General features: G+C 65.5%; 13 protein-coding genes, 1 pseudogene and 1 riboswitch. Of the genes and pseudogenes, 5 read left to right on the top strand and 9 right to left on the bottom strand.

What is annotated here, in order from left to right; all coding sequences use genetic code 11:
* Position 1 precedes the first annotated feature (1 nt).
* From ssuD to G486_RS0115265, 4 genes are all read right to left on the bottom strand, one after another.
* The gene (gene ssuD, locus G486_RS0115280; RefSeq protein WP_027016326.1) at positions 2 to 1,171 is read right to left on the bottom strand and encodes an FMNH2-dependent alkanesulfonate monooxygenase; all 1,170 of its coding nucleotides are present in this window, start codon (positions 1,169 to 1,171) and stop codon (positions 2 to 4) included.
* 144 nt (positions 1,172 to 1,315) lie between these two features.
* Positions 1,316 to 2,311 (bottom strand): aliphatic sulfonate ABC transporter substrate-binding protein, encoded by a 996-nt coding sequence (locus G486_RS0115275; RefSeq protein ID WP_027016325.1) that lies wholly within the window; start codon positions 2,309 to 2,311, stop codon positions 1,316 to 1,318.
* Positions 2,312 to 2,462: 151 nt separating this feature from the next.
* Positions 2,463 to 3,053: an NADPH-dependent FMN reductase gene (gene ssuE, locus G486_RS0115270; RefSeq protein WP_027016324.1), complete on the bottom strand. Its 591-nt coding sequence runs from the start codon at positions 3,051 to 3,053 to the stop codon at positions 2,463 to 2,465.
* 68 nt (positions 3,054 to 3,121) lie between these two features.
* Positions 3,122 to 4,144 (bottom strand): sulfate ABC transporter substrate-binding protein, encoded by a 1,023-nt coding sequence (locus tag G486_RS0115265; protein ID WP_027016323.1) that lies wholly within the window; start codon positions 4,142 to 4,144, stop codon positions 3,122 to 3,124.
* 146 nt (positions 4,145 to 4,290) lie between these two features.
* Between G486_RS0115265 and G486_RS0115260 the strand changes: the two genes are divergently transcribed.
* The 5 genes and pseudogenes from G486_RS0115260 (at position 4,291) to G486_RS24595 (ending at position 8,300) form a co-directional block, all read left to right on the top strand.
* Complete coding sequence (locus G486_RS0115260; RefSeq protein WP_027016322.1) at positions 4,291 to 4,563, top strand: oxidative damage protection protein; 273 nt, start codon at positions 4,291 to 4,293, stop codon at positions 4,561 to 4,563.
* A 201-nt stretch (positions 4,564 to 4,764) separates the two neighbouring features.
* Positions 4,765 to 4,860: riboswitch (glycine riboswitch) on the top strand.
* Positions 4,861 to 5,022: 162 nt separating this feature from the next.
* Positions 5,023 to 5,691, top strand: a complete 669-nt coding sequence (locus G486_RS0115255; protein WP_027016321.1) for a trimeric intracellular cation channel family protein — start codon at positions 5,023 to 5,025, stop codon at positions 5,689 to 5,691.
* Between the two features lie 47 nt (positions 5,692 to 5,738).
* On the top strand, positions 5,739 to 7,679 hold the full coding sequence (gene mnmC / locus G486_RS0115250; RefSeq protein ID WP_027016320.1) for an FAD-dependent 5-carboxymethylaminomethyl-2-thiouridine(34) oxidoreductase MnmC: 1,941 nt from the start codon (positions 5,739 to 5,741) through the stop codon (positions 7,677 to 7,679).
* Positions 7,680 to 7,793: 114 nt separating this feature from the next.
* Positions 7,794 to 7,970: pseudogene (locus tag G486_RS24600) on the top strand (DUF4124 domain-containing protein); the annotation flags it as partial.
* Between the two features lie 36 nt (positions 7,971 to 8,006).
* Positions 8,007 to 8,300: a hypothetical protein gene (locus tag G486_RS24595; protein ID WP_245587340.1), complete on the top strand. Its 294-nt coding sequence runs from the start codon at positions 8,007 to 8,009 to the stop codon at positions 8,298 to 8,300.
* A 40-nt stretch (positions 8,301 to 8,340) separates the two neighbouring features.
* Here G486_RS24595 and G486_RS0115240 read toward each other — a convergent pair whose 3' ends face one another.
* From G486_RS0115240 to G486_RS22495, 5 genes are all read right to left on the bottom strand, one after another.
* Entirely contained in the window at positions 8,341 to 10,476 is a 2,136-nt protein-coding gene (locus G486_RS0115240) for a site-2 protease family protein (RefSeq protein ID WP_245587339.1), read from the bottom strand.
* Entirely contained in the window at positions 10,473 to 11,852 is a 1,380-nt protein-coding gene (locus tag G486_RS0115235; RefSeq protein WP_027016317.1) for an efflux RND transporter periplasmic adaptor subunit, read from the bottom strand. Before G486_RS0115235 ends, G486_RS0115240 begins: the two co-directional genes overlap by 4 nt.
* A gap of 3 nt (positions 11,853 to 11,855) precedes the next feature.
* A complete protein-coding gene (locus G486_RS0115230; RefSeq protein ID WP_027016316.1) occupies positions 11,856 to 12,647 on the bottom strand; it encodes an efflux RND transporter periplasmic adaptor subunit in 792 nt (263 codons plus the stop codon).
* Positions 12,648 to 12,658: 11 nt separating this feature from the next.
* Positions 12,659 to 14,176: a TolC family protein gene (locus tag G486_RS0115225; RefSeq protein ID WP_051303587.1), complete on the bottom strand. Its 1,518-nt coding sequence runs from the start codon at positions 14,174 to 14,176 to the stop codon at positions 12,659 to 12,661.
* Positions 14,177 to 14,255: 79 nt separating this feature from the next.
* Positions 14,256 to 17,498: Ig-like domain-containing protein (locus G486_RS22495; RefSeq protein ID WP_034387932.1), on the bottom strand; the 3,243-nt coding region annotated here is incomplete at its 5' end.

Below are 17,498 nucleotides of genomic sequence, written 5' to 3'. Positions count from 1 at the left end.
TTCAGCTCTGGGCCGCCCGCAGCGGCGTGTACTGATTGCCCACGGTCTCGCCGAACGGGCCGCCCAGCGCATTGCCACCCGAGAGCCTGTTTCTGAGCTTGAGCGGCAGCAGCGGAAACACCAGCTCCGCAAAGCGGTAGGCCTCCTCCAGATGCGGATAGCCCGAGAGCACAAAGGTGTCTATGCCCAGATCCGCATATTCCTGGATGCGCGCCGCCACGCTGCGGGGATCGCCGACCAGGGCCGTGCCCGCGCCGCCGCGCACCAGGCCTACGCCGGCCCAGAGGTTGGGGCTGATCTCGAGCTCGGCGCGCGTGCGCCCCTTGCCCGCCCCATGCAGGGCCGCCATGCGCCGCTGGCCTTCGGAGTCCATGCGCGCAAAGGCCGACTGGGCCAGGGCCACGGTGTCATCGTCGAGCCGGCTGATCAGGCTCTCGGCAGCAGCCCAGGCCTGGCTCTCGGTTTCACGCACGATGACGTGCAGGCGTATCCCGTATTGCAGCCTGCGCCCATGGCGCTCGGCCCTGGCGCGCACATCGGCGATCTTGCGCGCCACTTCGGCCGGTGGCTCGCCCCAGCTCAGATAGGCATCCACATGCTCGGCCGCCAGCGCATGGGCGGCAGGTGAAGATCCGCCGAAATACAGCGGCGGATAAGGCTTTTGCAATGGGGGAAACAAAAGCTTGGCCCCTTTGACGGACAAATGCTCGCCTTCGAAGTCCAGCGCCCGCCCCTCATGGCTGCGCGAGAGGATTTCGCGCCAGATATGGATGAACTCGCTGGACTGCGCATAGCGCTGTGCATGGTCCAGAAACACGCCATCACCTTCGAGCTCGGCACGATCCCCGCCCGTCACCAGGTTGATCAGCAAGCGCCCTTCGGACAGGCGGTCGAAGCTCGCGGCCATGCGCGCGGCCAGACTGGGCTGGTGCAGGCCCGGGCGCACGGCCACGAGAAACTTGAGCCTGCGGGTCACGGCCGCGAGGCTGGAGGCCACGACCCAGGGATCCTCGCAGGAGCGACCCGTGGGAATGAGCACGCCCTCATAGCCAAGGCTGTCGGCCGCCACGGCCACCTGCTTGAGATAGTCGAAGCTGAGCTCCCGCCCGCCCTCGCTCGTGCCCAGATAGCGGCTGTCGCCATGGGTGGGGATGAACCAGAAAACCTGCATGTTTTTACTCCTCATAGAGCCAGTACCGCGAACTGGCCTTCATGTCGTGCTCTTGAGCGCTTTCTGCACCTGGCAGGCCGCCAAGGCCTTGGCTGCGCCGAATGCAATGCATGTCGATGCACTTTCTTTGCCACGCAGCGGCGCTCAGCCCTGCACCGGGGCCGCATGCAGCAGATTGAGCTTTCTGGGGATCAGCCTGAGCTCGTAGAAAGTGTCGGCAATGCCTTGCTGCTCGGCCAGGATCTCCCGCGTCACGGGCCCCAGGCCATAGCTGTAGCGCTGGATGTAGAGCCCGGTGATCGACTGCTCCAGCCCCAGCACCTGGGACAGCTCCTGCGCCGCTGCAGCCCGGTTCTTCTCGGCCCAGGCCTCCACGCCCCGCACCGCATCCACGGCAATGCGCAGCACATCGGCGTTGTGCGTGGCGTAGTCGCGCGAGGTGAAGAGGTAGTAGCGGTTGCTGACCACGCCGGAGGCATCGGCCAGCACTTTCGCGCCCAGGCTTTGCTGGGCCGCTGCGAGGAACGGGTCCCAGATGGCCCAGGCATCGACGGCGCCGCGCTCGAAGGCTGCGCGGGCATCGGCCGGTGCCAGAAAGACCGACTGCACATCGCTATAGCGCAGGCCGTGCTTTTCGAGCAGCTTGACCAGAAAGTAGTGCACGTTGGAGCCCTTGTTGTAGGCCACGCGCTTGCCTTTGAGGTCCTGCACGCTCCTGATCGAAGAGTCCTTGGGCAGCAGCACGGCTTCCTGGGCCGGGCGCGGCACCGAGGCCGCGGCATACACCAGCGCAGCGCCTGCGGCCTGGGCGAATATGGGCGGGGCCTCGCCCACATCGCCAAAGTCTATGGAGCCCACGTTCAAGGCTTCGAGCTGCACCGGGCCTGCATTGAACTCCACCCAGCTGAGCCTCACGCCCAGCGGCGCCAGCAGCTTTTCCAGCGTGCCCTGTTTTTTCAGAATCGACAGCCAGCCTTTCTGATAGCCCACGCGCAGCACGCGCTCGTCCCTGGCCGAACCCGAGCGGCTCTGCGCCCATGCCTGCGGAGCCAGCCCTGCGATGCCGCCCGCCAGTCCTGCGCCCAGCAGCTTGCGCCGGCGCCCGTCGATGAAAGCAGAAGTCAGATCCAGCCTGGTCATGAAAAATCCTTGTTCAAACTCCTTGCTCCAGGCAAAGCTGCGCCCACACATGCCGAAGCCATGCGCAAAAAGCTCGCCCTAGAGCAGGGGAAAAGTGAGAGACGAGAGAGACGAGAGAGAGGGAGAGAAGCGGCGCCGTCGGCGCCGGGGATCAAACGCTACAGCGCACCTGGGCGAAGTCCACGGGCTCGAACTCCGTGGCCGGCCGGGCCTGGCGCCGGCGGTCATCGACGATGAGCTGCACGGCCTCGTCGATGCGCGCCGAGATCTCCGGGGCCAGCTCATGGCCGCCTTCGGGCAGCAGGCGCACCTGGTGCTCGGTCGCGTAGATGCCCGGCAGGATGTGGCGCGCGCCCAGGGACTGGAGCACGGGACGCAGCGCATAGTCCAGCGCCAGCATGTGGTGCGGGCTGCCTCCTGTGGCCAGCGGCAGGATCAGCTTGTCCCTGAAGGCCGTCTGCGCCAGCAGATCGAGAAACACCTTGAGCAGGCCGCTGTACGCGGCCTTGTAGACCGGCGTGGCCACGACCAGCACCTGGGCCTGGGCCACGCGGGCCACGGCGGCATCGATGCCGGATTCATGGGCCTGGGCCTTGAGCAAGGCCTGGGCCGGGAGCTCGGACAGCACCAGGGGCGCCTGCACCGCAAGCTCACGGCTGCGCAGCTTGTGGGCCGTGGCCTGCAGCAAGGCCGTGGAGCGCGAGGGTTGGGAGGGGCTGCCGGCAATCAAGACAATGGACATGGCAAAGAATGGATCGAGGTTTCAGACACCGGGCCGCAAGCCCGGCTGGGTCGCAAGGCGCATCGGCCTCATTTCCTGGCGTAGATGCGGTCGAAGCTGCCGCCATCGGCAAAGTGCGCCTTGTCGGCAGCGGCCCAGCCGCCAAAGGCCTGGTCTATGGTGAACAGCTCCAGCTTGGGGAACTTGCTCGCGAACTCGGCCTTGATCTTGTCGTCCGTGGGCCGGTAGTAGTTGCGTCCGGCAATGCGCTGGGCCTCGTCCGAGTACAGGTATTTCAGATATTCCTCGGCCACGGCGCGCGTGCCCTTTTTGTCCACGACCTTGTCGACCACGGCCACCGAGGGCTCGGCCAGGATGGAGATCGAGGGCACGACGATCTGGAATTTCTCGGGCCCGAACTCCTTCAGCGCCAGAAAGGCCTCGTTCTCCCAGGCCAGCAGCACATCGCCCACGCCGCGCTGCACAAAGGTGATCGTGGCGCCGCGCGCTCCCGTATCCAGCACGGGGACATTCTTGAACAGCCGGGCGATGAAGTCCTGGGCCTTGCCGTCCCCGCCGTACTTGCGCTTGGCGAACTCCCAGGCCGCAAGATAATTCCAGCGCGCGCCGCCGCTGGTCTTGGGATTGGGCGTGATCACCTGGACGCCGGGCCTGACGAGATCGTCCCAGTCCTTGAGGCCCTTGGGATTGCCCTTCTTGACCAGGAACACGATGGTCGAGCTGTAAGGCGCGGAGTTGTGCGGCAGGCGCTTTTGCCAGTCGGCCCCGACCAGAGCGCCGTTCTTGACCAGGGCATCTATGTCGCCGGCCAGCGCCAGGGTGGCCACATCGGCCTCCAGGCCGTCGATGATGGAGCGCGCCTGCTTGCCCGAGCCGCCGTGCGACTGGCGGATGCCCACCTCCTGGCCGCTCTTGGCCTTCCAGTGCTTGGCAAAGGCCTGGTTGTACTCCACGTAGAGCTCCCGCGTGGGGTCATATGAGACGTTGAGCAGCTGTGCGCTCTGGGCGAGCACCGGCTGCGCCGCAAGGGATAAGCCGGCGATCAGGCCAAGGGCTACAGGAAACTTGATAAAGTGGCGGCGAATTTTCATCGGTCGTACTGGTTGGGATGGAACAAGACTGTTTGTCACTGCGGCCCATTCTCAAAGCCAATACTTAAAACTCAAACCAATAAGATTTCAGTTTGTTATACCCAAAACATCTGACAATCTCCTGCACAAAGAAGGACTGCACCCACATGGCACGCACTGTTCACTGCATCAAGCTTGGCGTTGACGCCGAAGGCCTGGACTTTCCTCCTTACCCCGGCGAGCTCGGCAAGCGCATCTTCGAGAGCGTGAGCAAGCAGGCCTGGGCCGACTGGCTCAAGCACCAGACCATGCTGGTCAATGAAAACCGCCTCAACCTTGCCGATGCGCGTGCACGCCAGTACCTCGCACGCCAGATGGAAGGCCACTTCTTCGGCGGCGGCGCCGACGCGGCGGCGGGCTATGTCCCGCCCAGCGCCTGATCCTTCTTTTTCATAGCGGCTAGCGCCTTCCACACCTGCATTTCAGGTATGAATCGATCTGAAAACGAGGTGTAGCAAGCGCTGGCAGCTATCAAAACAAGGGAGCTGACCTTGCGTCCGGCTCCATGCAAATGCCCCCGAGGCCAGGCCATCGGGGGCATTTGCTTTTCGGCCCGCGCGCAACAAGGCCTACAATGCGCGGCTGATTTCGCGGGAGAGAGAGGCGCGCCCCGCCGCAGCCTCCGCCGAAGGCGCAAACTCCCATAATCGCTCAGGCACCAAGACCGCGAAACCCATCGCCGACTGGAGAGAAGCCGCGCCCCCGGGCCGCACAGGCTCACCGAAGGGGCAAGCCCTGGCCGCAAGCCACGGGCGCAACTCTCAGGTACCAAGGACAGCGGGAGAGGCATGACAGCTTGGCGCATCGCAGCGCCAGGCGGCTTTTGAGCAGAGGTTTGTGTGCTTCCATCCGTCTCCCTGCTGGACTCGTTCCAGCTGTCCCAGATCACCACCATGCTGGTGATCTACCTCGTGGCCATCACGGCCGAAGCCATGTCCGGCGCCCTGGCCGCAGGGCGGCGCAACATGGACATCTTCGGCGTGGCCGTGATCGCCTTCGTCACGGCCCTGGGCGGAGGCACGATACGCGACATGGTGCTGGGCCACTACCCCATAGGCTGGACCCAGCACCCCGAATACGTGTATCTCGTGATCTCGGCCGGCCTGCTGACCACCGTGGTCGCGCGCCACATGCACCATCTCAAGCAGATCTTTCTGCTGCTCGACGCCATGGGCCTGATCGCCTTCTCGCTGATCGGCTGCAACGTGGCCATGGAGCTCGGCTATCCGCCCGTGGTGGTCGTCATGTCGGGCATGCTCACCGGCATCAGCGGCGGCATTTTGCGTGACGTGCTGTGCAACCAGGTGCCCGTGGTCTTCAGACGCGAGCTGTATGCAAGCGTGTCGCTGGCCGTATGTCTGCTGTTCCTGATCCTCAACAAGTTCGGCGTCGGCCACGACCTCAGCAGTGTCCTATGCTTTGCCGGCGGCCTCGGACTGCGGCTTGCGGCCATACGCTTCAAGTGGCGCCTGCCCGTATTCTCCTACCAGCAGCGCTGGGAGGAATAAGCCATCCGCCGCAGGCCGCACGGCTTTTCGTCCCGCCCTCTTCGCCCATGACCGAACCCCTTGCCAGCCAGCCCGACGGCACGCCTTACAGCCCACGCCTTGGCCAATGCCAGCACAGCGAAAACGCCCTGCTCCAGGCCAGCCAGATCTTTCTGGCCGGCTGCGGCCTGCCCCAGGCCTGGAGCCAGGCGGCGCAATGGCGGATTCTGGAGACCGGCTTCGGTCTAGGCCTGAACTTTCTGCTCACCTGGGCCGCCTGGAAGGCCGATCCCATGCGTCCCGGCCTTTTGCACCATGTGGCCACCGAAGCCTGCCCGGTCGCCGCCGCCGACCTGCTCGCTGCCCTGCCCGCCGAAGCCGCCGACCTGCGCCCGCTGGCGCACGAGCTTGCGGCGCAATTCCAGGGCCTGCTGCCCGGCGTGCACCGCCTGGTGTTCGAGCAGGGCCGCGTGCTGCTCACGCTCTATGTCGGCGATGCCCAGACCGTGCTCAGGCGCCAGCGCATCACGGCCGACAGCATTTACCTGGACGGCCTCAGTCCCGCGCTCAACCCCGAGCTCTGGAGCCTGGAAACCCTCAAGACCCTGTCGCGCCACTGCCGGCGTGGCACGCGTCTGGCCACCTGGTGCGTGGCAGACCAGGTGCGCGAGCGCCTGACACAACTGGGCTTCGAGGTCCACAAGACACCGGGTATGGCCCCCAGGCGCCATGCGCTGCAGGCCCGCTACAACCCGGCCTGGGAGCCGCGCAGCCGCCAGCCCCAGCCGCTGGCGACCCGGCCTGCGCGCTGCATGGTCCTGGGCGCAGGCATTGCCGGCGCCGCGGCCGCTGCCAGCCTGGCCAGGCGCGGCTGGCAGGTGAGCGTGCTCGATGCCGCACCCCGGCCAGCGGCCGGCGCCTCGGCCCTGCCCGCAGGCCTGTTCTGCCCCCATGTCTCGCCCGACGACAGCTTGCTGTCGCGCCTGAGCCGCGATGGTGCGCGCGCCACGCTGCAGCAGTTGCAGACACTGAGCCGGCAAGGCCTGCTCGAAGAAGGCCTGGACTGGGCGCACAGCGGCGTACTCGAACATGGCGTCGAAGAGGCCCCGCGCCTGCCGCGCGCCTGGCAGCAAAGCCCGGACCTCGCCGAAGCCGGCAGCTTCTGGAGCCGCAGCCCGTCGGCAGAGCAGCTCGCCGCCGCCCGGCTGCCCGCACAAAGCCCGGCCTGCTGGCATGTACAGGCCGGCTGGCTGCGCCCGGCACGCCTGGTCCAGGCCCTGCTGCGCCAGCCCGGCATCCAATGGCAGGCCAACGCCCGGGTCGCACGTCTTGTCCCGCCAGACATCACAGCGCCTGAAAATCCGGCCTGCTGGCAGGCATTGGACGAGCGCGGCAGCACGCTGGCTACGGCCGAGCTGGTCGTGATCGCCCTGGGGCCGGAGTCCGCACCCTTGCTCGCGCGCAGCCTTGGTATTCCGGGCCGGCCCTTCAGCGCCTGGCCGCTGCAGCCCCTGCGCGGCCAGGTCAGCTGGCATGCGCATGACCCGCAAAGCCTTGCGGCCATGCCGCCGTTTCCCGTCAATGGCCATGGCAACCTGGTGCCCGTCTTTCCCACGCAGCACGCCAGCCAGGCCTGGGTCATGGGCTCGACCTTCGAGCGCGACCTCACCGAGCTGCCGCCCAGCCCCGAGGACCAGGCCGCCGCCCATGCAACCAACGGTGGCAAGCTCCAGCGTCTGCTGCCTTGCGCCCATGCGGCGCTGAGCGGCTTTTTCACGGCCCCGCCCCGCCCCACCTGGGCCGCCGTGCGCGTCGCCGCCCCCGACCGTCTGCCCATGGTCGGCCCGGTGGCAAGCACCGCACCCGGCCTCTGGGCTCTGACGGCACTGGGCTCGCGCGGCCTGACCCTGTCTCTTTTGTGCGCCGAGCTGCTGGCCGCACGCCTGCACCACGAACCCCTGCCCCTGGATGCCAGGCTGGCCTCGGCCCTGGCCAGCGAACGCCTTTAAGAACGTGTTCACCAGCGCCGAGCAACATCTCTGGCATCAAATCGTTGTGGCAAGGCCTCAGGCCAGGAGGCTTCTCATGATCACGTTGCCCGCGCATGCCGCTAAACTCGGACCATGCACGCAAAAAACTGCCTGTTCGCTCTCTTGCTAAGCACTGCTTGTGCCAGCGCCCTGGCCCAATGGCAATGGATAGATGACAACGGTCGCAAGACTTTCAGCGACCGTCCGCCGCCGGCCCACATCCCCGCAAAGAACATTCTCAAAAGTCCGGGAGGCAGCACTGCTGCAACGCCAGCCCCATCGGCCTCCACGCCCTCCTCTGCTCCTGTGGCATCCGTTTCCTCGGACAAACCCGTAGCCCCAGCCGAGGACAAGCAATTGCAGGAAAAACTAGCTGCTCAACAAGCCGCAGAACAAGCCAAGCAAAAGCAGGAAGAGGCCAAAGCGGCCAAGCAGCGCCAGGAAAACTGCCGCGAGGCGCAATCGGCGCTCAACACCCTGCAGGCTGGCGGCCTCATAGGCCATGTGAACGCGCAAGGGGAGCGCGGCTTCATGAGCGATGAGGAACGTGCGCGCCAGCAGCAGCGTGCCCAGGAAGTGATTCGCAAGAACTGCGGCTGACCTCTCCCGGGAGATATGTTCTCCAGCAGGCAGGCTGCGACTAGAACCCGCTCTCGCGGATCAGCACGGCAAGCCCGCTTTGCACAGTAGGCCATAGCCAGCTGCGGCGCAGGGCCTCGATGTGCACCGAGCCTCTGAGTTCACGCACCTGGGCCGGCGCCTCATGCAGTTGCAGGCGCACGCGATAGAGAGGCGCCACGGGCAAGGGCTCCTGCTCATGCGGCTGGGTGGCGATGGCTCCGCCATGGCGCGCATCCAGCATCACATGCCTGAGCTTCTGGCTGCGTGCACGGTCCACCTCGATGACCGTGGCCTTCAAGGGCGTGCCCCAGCGCTGGGGCCAGAAGCTCGCCCTTGCGCCCACGGCGATGCGGGCCACCTGTTTTTGATCCACATAGGCATCGACCACCCAGCTGCCGGGATCCACCAGCACGCCCAGAGGATGATGAGTATTCACCCAGGCGCCGGCGCGCAGATGCCTGTCCACATCCATCCACTGACCGGCGAACTCGGCCTTGAGCCTGAGTCTGGCCTCCTCCTGGTCTATGGCGTGAGACTGGGCCAGTTGCTCCTGCAGGCGCCTGGCCGTGGTCTGCAACAGGTCCAGCCCCTGCTCCTGGCCCATGAGCTGCGGCAATTGCTGGGACAAGGCCTGAACACTGGCCTGGGTACGGGCCTGGCGCGCGAGCAGATCCGGCATGTAGAGCTGGGCCAGTGCCTGGCCTGCCTCTACCTCTCCAGCGGGCTCCACACCGAGCACCTGGGCAGGCTCGGGGCTATAGACGATCTGCTGGCGCTGGGCATGGGCAAAGCCCGTAGCCCGCAAATCCGCTGACCAGGGGAACACGGCCAGAGCCAGCAGGCCGCACACCAGACCCCAGATCAAAATCCGCTTGCGGGCCGCAACCTCGGGCCAGCGCTTTTTCCACACCATGATTTCCGTCCACACAGGCTTGGCGACAAACCACCACAGCTCCACGAGCAGCAGAAAAATGCCCAGCGCCTTGAAGAAAAAGTAATACACCGCAAACGCAATGCCCAGAAACACCGTCAGCCTGTACAGCCAGGTCAGATAGGCAAACAGGCGCAGCTTCCAGCGCACCTCGGGCCTGAAGGGCTCGGGATCGGGCTCGTTCAGTCCCAGTAACTGGCGCCGCATGAAGGCCTTGGCCATGGCACCCGCACGCTCATGCAGATTGGGAAAGTCCAGCAGGTCCGAGGCAATGAAGTAGCCGTCGAAACGCATAAAGGGACTCGCATTGAGCAGCAGGGACAGAATCCAACCCGTGGTCGCCAGATACAGCATGGCCTGGCGCAGCATGCCGTCATCAAGCAGGGCCCAGGCCAGCGTGGCCAGCCCAGCGAGGGCCAGCTCGGTGACGATGCCGGCCACCGAAATCGCCAGCCTCTGACGATGGCTGCGCAAGCGCCAGGACTCGCCGGTATCCGTATACAACATGGGCCACAACACCACCAGGGCCACGCCCATGTGTGCCACACGCACGCCCAGCCGTGTGGCAACCAGCGCATGGCCCAGTTCGTGCAAGGCCTTGGAGACGATCAGGGCCAGCGCAAAGCCGGCCAGCCCCGAGGGGGAGAGCATGTCCATGAAGCCATGGGCAAAGCTGTCCCACTGACGCACCACAAGCACCAGGCCCAGGCCTGTCGCAGCCAGCAGCAGCCACAGGGCCGTCCAGCTGAACAGGGGCTGAACCCAGGGCAACATGGCCTGCAGCATGCGCTGGGGCCGCAGCAGCGGCAGGCGCACAAACAAATAGGTGTGCAGCCACCATTTGCCGCTCTTCCACTTGGCATTGCGGCTTTTTTCCTGTAGTTGGGCGACTTTTTGCGGCCCCGCACGCAGCAGGTTGTGCTGCTCCAGGAACTGGGCGAACTGCAGCACCTGCTCCTCCTGCACATCCAGCGTGGTGCTCGCACGAATGGCCTCGGCCATGCGCGCCGGCGCCATATGCCAGCGCAGCAGGCACTCGTACTCCAGCCAGCCAATGCGATAGAAACGATTGCTCACCGGGTCCTGTATGACCCAGGCCGGAGCGCCATCCGCATAGGCCGCGCTGGGGTGCAGCTTGAGATCGTCGCGCAAGGATGCGGCCGGCGGAGCCTTCTTCGTCGCCGGGCCCGCCATGGGCACGGCGGCACTGGCTTGGGAGCTCACCAGCCGCTCCACTCGCGCAGTGTGGCCAGCGGCCTGCGCAGCACATAGTAGATCAGCACCACCCAGTTGCCCGAGACCTTGGCCGTACCATGCAGGCCAATGCGCGCATCATCGAGCGATTGGCCCGGATCCAGCGTGGCACGCAAGCGGTAGCTGGCCACGTTGTCGGGCGACAGCGTGGACTGGTAGCTGGTCTCGGTCACGGTGGCACGCAGTGGCGACAAGGGCCGGACCGTGAGAAAGAGCTTGAGCGGCGCATTCTCTTCGAGCACCAGGGCATCGGCCACAGGCATGTAGATCAGCACGCCTGCGGACTCAGGATTCGCCACCTGCATGATGCGCTCGCCCGTTACCACGGGCCGGCCCAGCCAGTCGTCGGCAGCACCGAACACCGCAATGCCGTCATGCGGAGCCAGCACATGGATGCGATCCAGCTGGGCCTGCACGGCGGCCAGCTCGGCTCTTTTTTCCTGCGCCCGGCCCTGAAGCTGGGTCAGCTCGCCCTTGCTTTGCAGGTTGTCGAACGCCTTCTGGCTGGCCGCCATCCACTCTGCATCGGCCACGGCCACGGACTGCGTGGCCACATCCAGCCGGTTGCGCAGCGTGGTCTCGTCCAGCGACAGGAGCAGATCGCCTTGCCTGACCGCCTGGTTCGGCCGTACATGAAAGGTCTTGACCACTCCATCCAGCGCCGCCGCCACCGTGGTTGCATCCAGGGCCACGATCTCGGCAGGCGCCAGGGCCGACTGGCGCACCGGCAGCAGGCACAGCACGACCAGAGCCAGCCAGACGGCATGGCGCTTGCGCCCCATGGCCTTCCAGCGCTGGCGCAGGCTGGGCCTGGGCTTGCCGCCCAGCATCTCCCAGCAATAGCCCCAGTGCACGGCCAGGTGCTGCAAGGCCTGCTGATGCAGAGCATCGGGTTGCTCATCCAGCAAAAAAGCCGCCCAGGCCAGAATCGCGCCGTCGCGCCGCCTCAGGGGCAAGGCATAAATGCCCTGGGGCCACCACTCTAGCCAACCGTCGGCAATCTCGGCAGGCGCTGACTTGAGCTCCGGCCCGACGTCCTCTGACGTTTCCAGCAACGGCGAAACCAGCCATCCGCCAGATGCACCCACATGCTCCTGCACCCAAGGCCAGCTGCGGCGCAGCCAGATCAGATAAGGGCTGTCCTCGGTTGGCGGCGCCAGGCCCGACAAGGTCAGCAGCCGTGCCTGCGCTCCACTGCCGGCCATGACAAAGGCCTGCCGAAAACCCAGCAGGCCAAAACTGTCATTGGCAATGGAGAAGGCCAGCTCCAGCGGCGAATTGGCGGCACGCGCACGCGCCTCCAGCTGCGCCACGGCGGATGCGGCCGATGCGGGCCTGGTGCTCATGGCTTATTGCATCCCCGAAAAACGCGCGACCCCGCTCATGCCGGCAAGCAGCTCGGGCGGACGCCCCTCTATGCGGGCTTCCAGCTCCACGGTCTGAGCGACGGCATCCACCCTCGCGTTGATGGCCGTGACCTTGGCCGCATAGCTCTTGCGCGTTTCGTCTATGAGCACCTCGAATGGCGTGTCCTTTTTGAGCGCATGCAGCCAGCGCGAAGGCACGTTGAGCCTCAGCTTGAGCGGGCCGTCGCTGACCATCTCCAGCAGCGGCATACCCACGTTCACGCCCTGTGCGGGCTTGACGTGCAGCTTGACCACATGACCGGAGAAAGGCGCCTTGACCAGGCATTGCCCCATCTGCACCTGGCTCAGGGCAATCGCAGCCTTGGCCTTGTCGGCCATGGTCTGGGCCAGCACCACCTCGGTATCGCCGGCAGCGTCGAGCTTGCGCAGGCGCTGCTTGACGTCCAGTGATTCCTTGGCGTTCGCGTATTCGGCCTGGGCCATGCGCAGACGCGCATCGGGCTCGCTGCAATCGAAGCTGACCAGGGTTCGCCCCTTGGCCACACGGGTGCCCAAACCCGCGTGCACGTTGGCAATGCGACCCAGCATCTGGGCCGCCAGAACGGTTTCCAGCTCGGGCGTGAGCAGCACCCGGATCGCATTCGGGTCCGCAGCAAGGGCGGCAGGCGCCGCCATGGGTCGGGGAGCCGGCACGGCCGCAGTCTGCGCCTGGGAGGCGGTGGCAATCACGCCCAGGGCCAGGGCCCCGAGCAGTCGGCATGAGGTTTGCATCATGGCCCTGCGCCTTACTTGGCCACGACCTGGAACACGGCTTGCTGCCACTGGGCCATGGTGTCCTGCATGGAGCGCGCCAGCGTCTTCACGTCATGGCTTTCCACGGTCTCGGGCAGGATGTCCAGGCCCACGGAGTTATACAAGCGGCCCCAGGCCGCCTGGGCATTGGAGTAGGCGGCAAAGCGCTGGTACTCGCCCAGCAGGGCCCGGGCCTCGGTGCGAATCACCTCGAGCTCGGAATCGAACTGGCTCTTGGCTGCGGCCTTGGCATAGTTGAGCAGGCGCTTGTCGACCTGGGCGCTTTCCTCGGCGAAGCGGAGTTCCGACAGGGACAGGCCGTAGCGCTGTATGCCCACGCGCACCTGGGTCAGCACAGCCATGGACAAGGCCATGCGGCGCATGTCGTCGGTCGTGTTCTGGGCTTCATGGGCTCGCTGCAACGAGGGGTACTGGGTGAGCTTGAGCAGGTTCCAGGACACGCGCACGCCCGTGTCTATCCAGTTGCTGTTGTAGGCGTACTTGTTGGAGTCGTATTGCCAGCCCGCATCCAGGCTGATGTTCGGCCACAGCAGCACCTTGGCGGCCTTGATGTCGTTTTCGGTCACGCGTTTGCGATACCACTCCTCCATGATTTCGGGGCGCCGCTCCAGGGCCAACCGCTCCAGGGCCTCCACATTCACGGGCACGGCCGGCAAGGCCTGCTCGCCCTGCTCGACCAGGGTGATCTTCTCGCCGGGCGCAACCGACATCAGGGCGCGCAGCTCGGCCATGGCCAGCTCCAGATCCTGGCGGCGCAGTGTCAGGGTGTTCACCGCGTCCAGCAAGGCGCGCTGATAGCCCAGCACCTGGGCCTGGGGCATGAGGCCTTGCTTTTCCACTTCCTTGGCGCGCAGCATGGCCTTCTCCACGCGTTCGAGCAGTGCATCCACGCGGCCCAGCAGCTGTTGCGCACCCACGGCTCGCCAGTAGCTGTTGCGCACGTCCTGGAGCACGTTCTGTATGACCTTGCGGCGGCGCTCCTCGGCCATCAGCACCTGGTCGGCCTTTTGCTGGGCACGGTAATAGGAGACGCCAAAGTCCAGGGCATTCCAGGAGAAGGACAGATTGGCCAGCGAGCGATCGCGCTCCTGCGAGGTCGAGGGATTGAGCGAAACCGTGCGCGGGGGGTCGATGAGCACGGAGACGCCGCCCGAATCGTTGTTGCGGCTCACATAACCTGCACCCGCCACCAGCTTGGGCAGCATCTCATAGGTGGAGACATCGAGCAGGCTCTGGCTCAGGGCCGTCTCCATGAGCTTGAGCTTGTAGTCCAGGTTGTATTTGAGGGCGCGCGCCGCTGCCTCGTGAAAGTCTATGGGGGCGCTGATCGGCTCCTGGTCTTTGTACATGGAGACCAGATCCTGGGCAGCACGATCGCGGATCTCGTCGGTGCTGAAGGCCTTGGGGGTCACCGAGCCGCAGGCTGCGAGCAGCAAGGGCATGCAGGCAGCGGTCAGACGCAGGGCGAAAGGTGGAATGCGGTTTGTCATGATTGTGGATTCGCTCAAAAGATGTCTTGGATGTGACCGGCACATCGCTGTGCCGGCCCGGTCTGGAAGTAGATGACGATTAGCTCGGACGGCGCTCGGGAAGCTGTTGCGCCTGCTCCATGAGCTGCTGCGTGAAAGAGTCCGCAGCAGCGACCGGGCGGGCCTGAGGTGCCTCGGCCAGCTCTTGCTGCCAGCGCTGCAGGAGCAGCCCGGCCTGCTCGGCGGCCTCTGACTGCCCTGCCTTTGGCGCTTCATCTTCAGGAGCAGCCTGCACAGGCTCAGCAAGGGGTTTCAGCGATTCAGGCAATCCGATATCGGTCACGGCATCGGGCTCGGCCTGAGGCATGGCAAACGCAAGATTGGCGCGCAGGCGCTGAGCCAGTCGTGCGAGCACGGAGCCTTCACGCTGGGACGCCTTCACGGCCTGACCGACAAAGAGCGTGTCCTCCTGGCCAAGCCCTGCACCGATCGAGGAGGTCTGGACCTCGCCCGCTTGCTGGAGTCCCAGGTCATTGCCCAGGCGCTCACGAAGTGCCTGGTCTGCCTGTCGCGCCTCGACCTCGCGGCTCACGAACAGCACCGGATGCATGGGCTGGATCATGCGGCGGACCATACGGTTGCTCAGATCGTCCCAGAACACGCTGGGATTGCGTGCCACGTCTCCGGTCACCAGCCCCCCCCTGGGATCACTCAAGGGCTGAAGCGGCTGCAGCACATCGGGAACCGAGGGCGTCCACTGGGACACCTGCGAATCCGGCGGCAGGCCTGGCAGATCAGGCTCAGACGGCTCCGGCTGCACGGGCACCTGGGGTTCGGCGAGCTCAATACCAATCACGATCCTGGCCGTGGAGCTGTCGCCATCGCTATCGGTAATCGTGTACTCGAACACCTCACTCGCCGTGAGCGGAGCGCCGTTGTAGCGCGTATAGGTGTAGCTGCCATCGGGCTGGATCACCAGCGTACCGTGACGCCCCTCGACCGTGATCTGTCCATTCGCGTCCACCCTGCCTGCCTGTCGATCAGGGCCGTTCGCCCCTGTGACCCGCACCTCACGGTCAGCACCCAGCGTGTCGTTGTCCAGGGCCTGGCCCTTGGCCTGACCTGTGGTGTTGTCCACGTTCGCGGCATCGTCCCTGGCCTCGGGCTGGTCGTCGATGATGTCCACGACCACGGTGACCTGGGTGAAGTCGCCATCCTCGTCGGTGATCCTGACCTCGAACTCATCGCTCGTCGTATCGCCCTTGGTGGGCGTGGTCAGCTCGTACTCGTAGGTGATGACAGGCTTGTGCCCAGGCTGCCCCGGCTTGTAGGTCACGGTCACCTTGCCCGACTCCATGGGAATCGTCACCGGGATATCAGGCACCAGGGTCACGGCGCTGCCGCCCGGTGGCGTGATGGTCACGGTGGATGCGCCATCGCCCGGGGTCAGCTCTATCGTGCCCGTGGTCTTGTTGCCGTCTCCGGGCCGGCTGCCATTCGGCAAGCCGGCTTCGTTGGCAGGCCTCTCGGGCTTGAGCACATCGCGCTTGGGACCGTTGGGGTTCTTGGGGTCGGTTTCCGGCTGGGGTGGATTGCCCTTGCCATCGCCCGTGACCACCGGAGTCCTGTCACCGATATGGATGGTGATCGTCGCCTTGGAGGCATCGCCATCGCCATCGGTCAGCGTGTACTCGAACACCTCGGTGGCCGTGAGCGGTTCGCCGTTGTGGCGCGTGTAGACATAGTTGCCATCGGGCCTGATCACCAGCGTTCCATGCTGGCCCTGCACGGTGATGGCTCCGCTGCCATCGGCTGTTCCGCCAGCCACGGCCGTAATGGTCGCACCGTCTGCTCCCTGCACGTCAGCCACATTGCCAGGAGAGCCACCATCACGCGCATTGCCCGTGATGACCGAGCGGTTGCCCATGGAGACCTCATCGTTATTCGCCACGGGCTGGTCATCGATGATGTCCACGACCACGGTCACCTGGGTGGAGTCGCCATCCTCGTCGGTGATCCTGACCTCGAACTCGTCCGTGTTCGTATCACCCACGGTGACCACCGTCAGTTCGTACTCGTAGGTGATGACAGGCTTGTGCCCAGGCTGCCCCGGCTTGTAGGTCACGGTCACCTTGCCCGACTCCATGGGAATCGTCACCGGGATATCAGGCACCAGGGTCACAGCGCTGCCGCCCGGTGGCGTGATGGTCACGGTGGAATCACCGTCGCCCGGGGTCAGCTCTATCGTGCCCGAGACCCGGTTGCCGTCTCCGGGCCGGCTGCCATTCGGCAAGCCGGCTTCGTTGGCAGGCCTCTCGGGCTTGAGCACATCGCGCTTGGGACCATGGGGATCCCTGGGATCGACAGGCTCGGAAGTCGGCGGATGACCCTTGCCGTCGCCCGTGACCACCGGGGTCTTGTCGTCGATATGGATGGTGATCGTCGCCTTGGAGGCATCGCCATCGCCATCGGTCAGCGTGTACTCGAACACCTCGGTGGTCGTGAGCGGCTCGCCGTTATCACGCGTATAGACGTAACTGCCGTCAGGCTGAATGACCAGGCTGCCATGCTGGCCTGCCACGGTGAGGATGCCCTTGCCGTCTGCCGTGCCGGCAGCTCCACCGGGGCCAGTCACTGCCGTGACGGTGGCGCCGTCCGCGCCTTGCACGTCGGCCACATTGCCCTTGCCGTCTCCCGCCACGGCATTGCCCGTAATGGTCGTGGCATTGCCCAGGAAGACTTCATCGTCCATGGCTTCGGGCGCATCGTCCACGATGGTGATCGTCACGGTGTTGGTCACCGTATTGCCATACGCGTCCTTGGCCGTGTAGGTGAAGCTGTCGGTGACCGTATCACCCTGGCTCTGGGTGGTCAGCGTGTAGCTGTAGGTGCCATCGGCATGGACTTCAAAGTTGCCGTAATGGCTCTGACCGCTAGCGGGCACGGCGCTGTGCCCCTCCGGCAGGCCCAGGTCCTGCCTGTCCACGCTGTGGCCGCTGCCTTCGGTGGAGCCACCTGCAAGACCGCTTTCCTTGACCGTGCCATCGGCTGCGGTCGAAACCAGGCTGATGTTTCTGACATCAATGCTCAGCGTGGCCGTGGCTTCGTCGCCATCGGCATCGCGCACCACGTAGCTGAACACATCGATCACATCGCCCGTGATGCTGTCGCCTCGGCTCACATAGGTGTAGCTTCCGTCGGCATGCAGCGTCAGCGTGCCGTAGCTTCCCTGGATTGCCACGCCCACGCCAGAACCCACGGCTGCGCTGGCATCTGCACCCGAAGCCACGCCCACCACGGCACCCGTGCCGGCCCAGCCGTCGGCGCCCGGGTTGTCGTTGCT

Origin of the sequence: Comamonas composti DSM 21721 (assembly GCF_000429845.1) — a bacterium.
Classification (GTDB): Bacteria; Pseudomonadota; Gammaproteobacteria; order Burkholderiales; family Burkholderiaceae_C; genus Comamonas; species Comamonas composti.
This window is presented reverse-complemented; position numbering and strand designations above follow the sequence as displayed.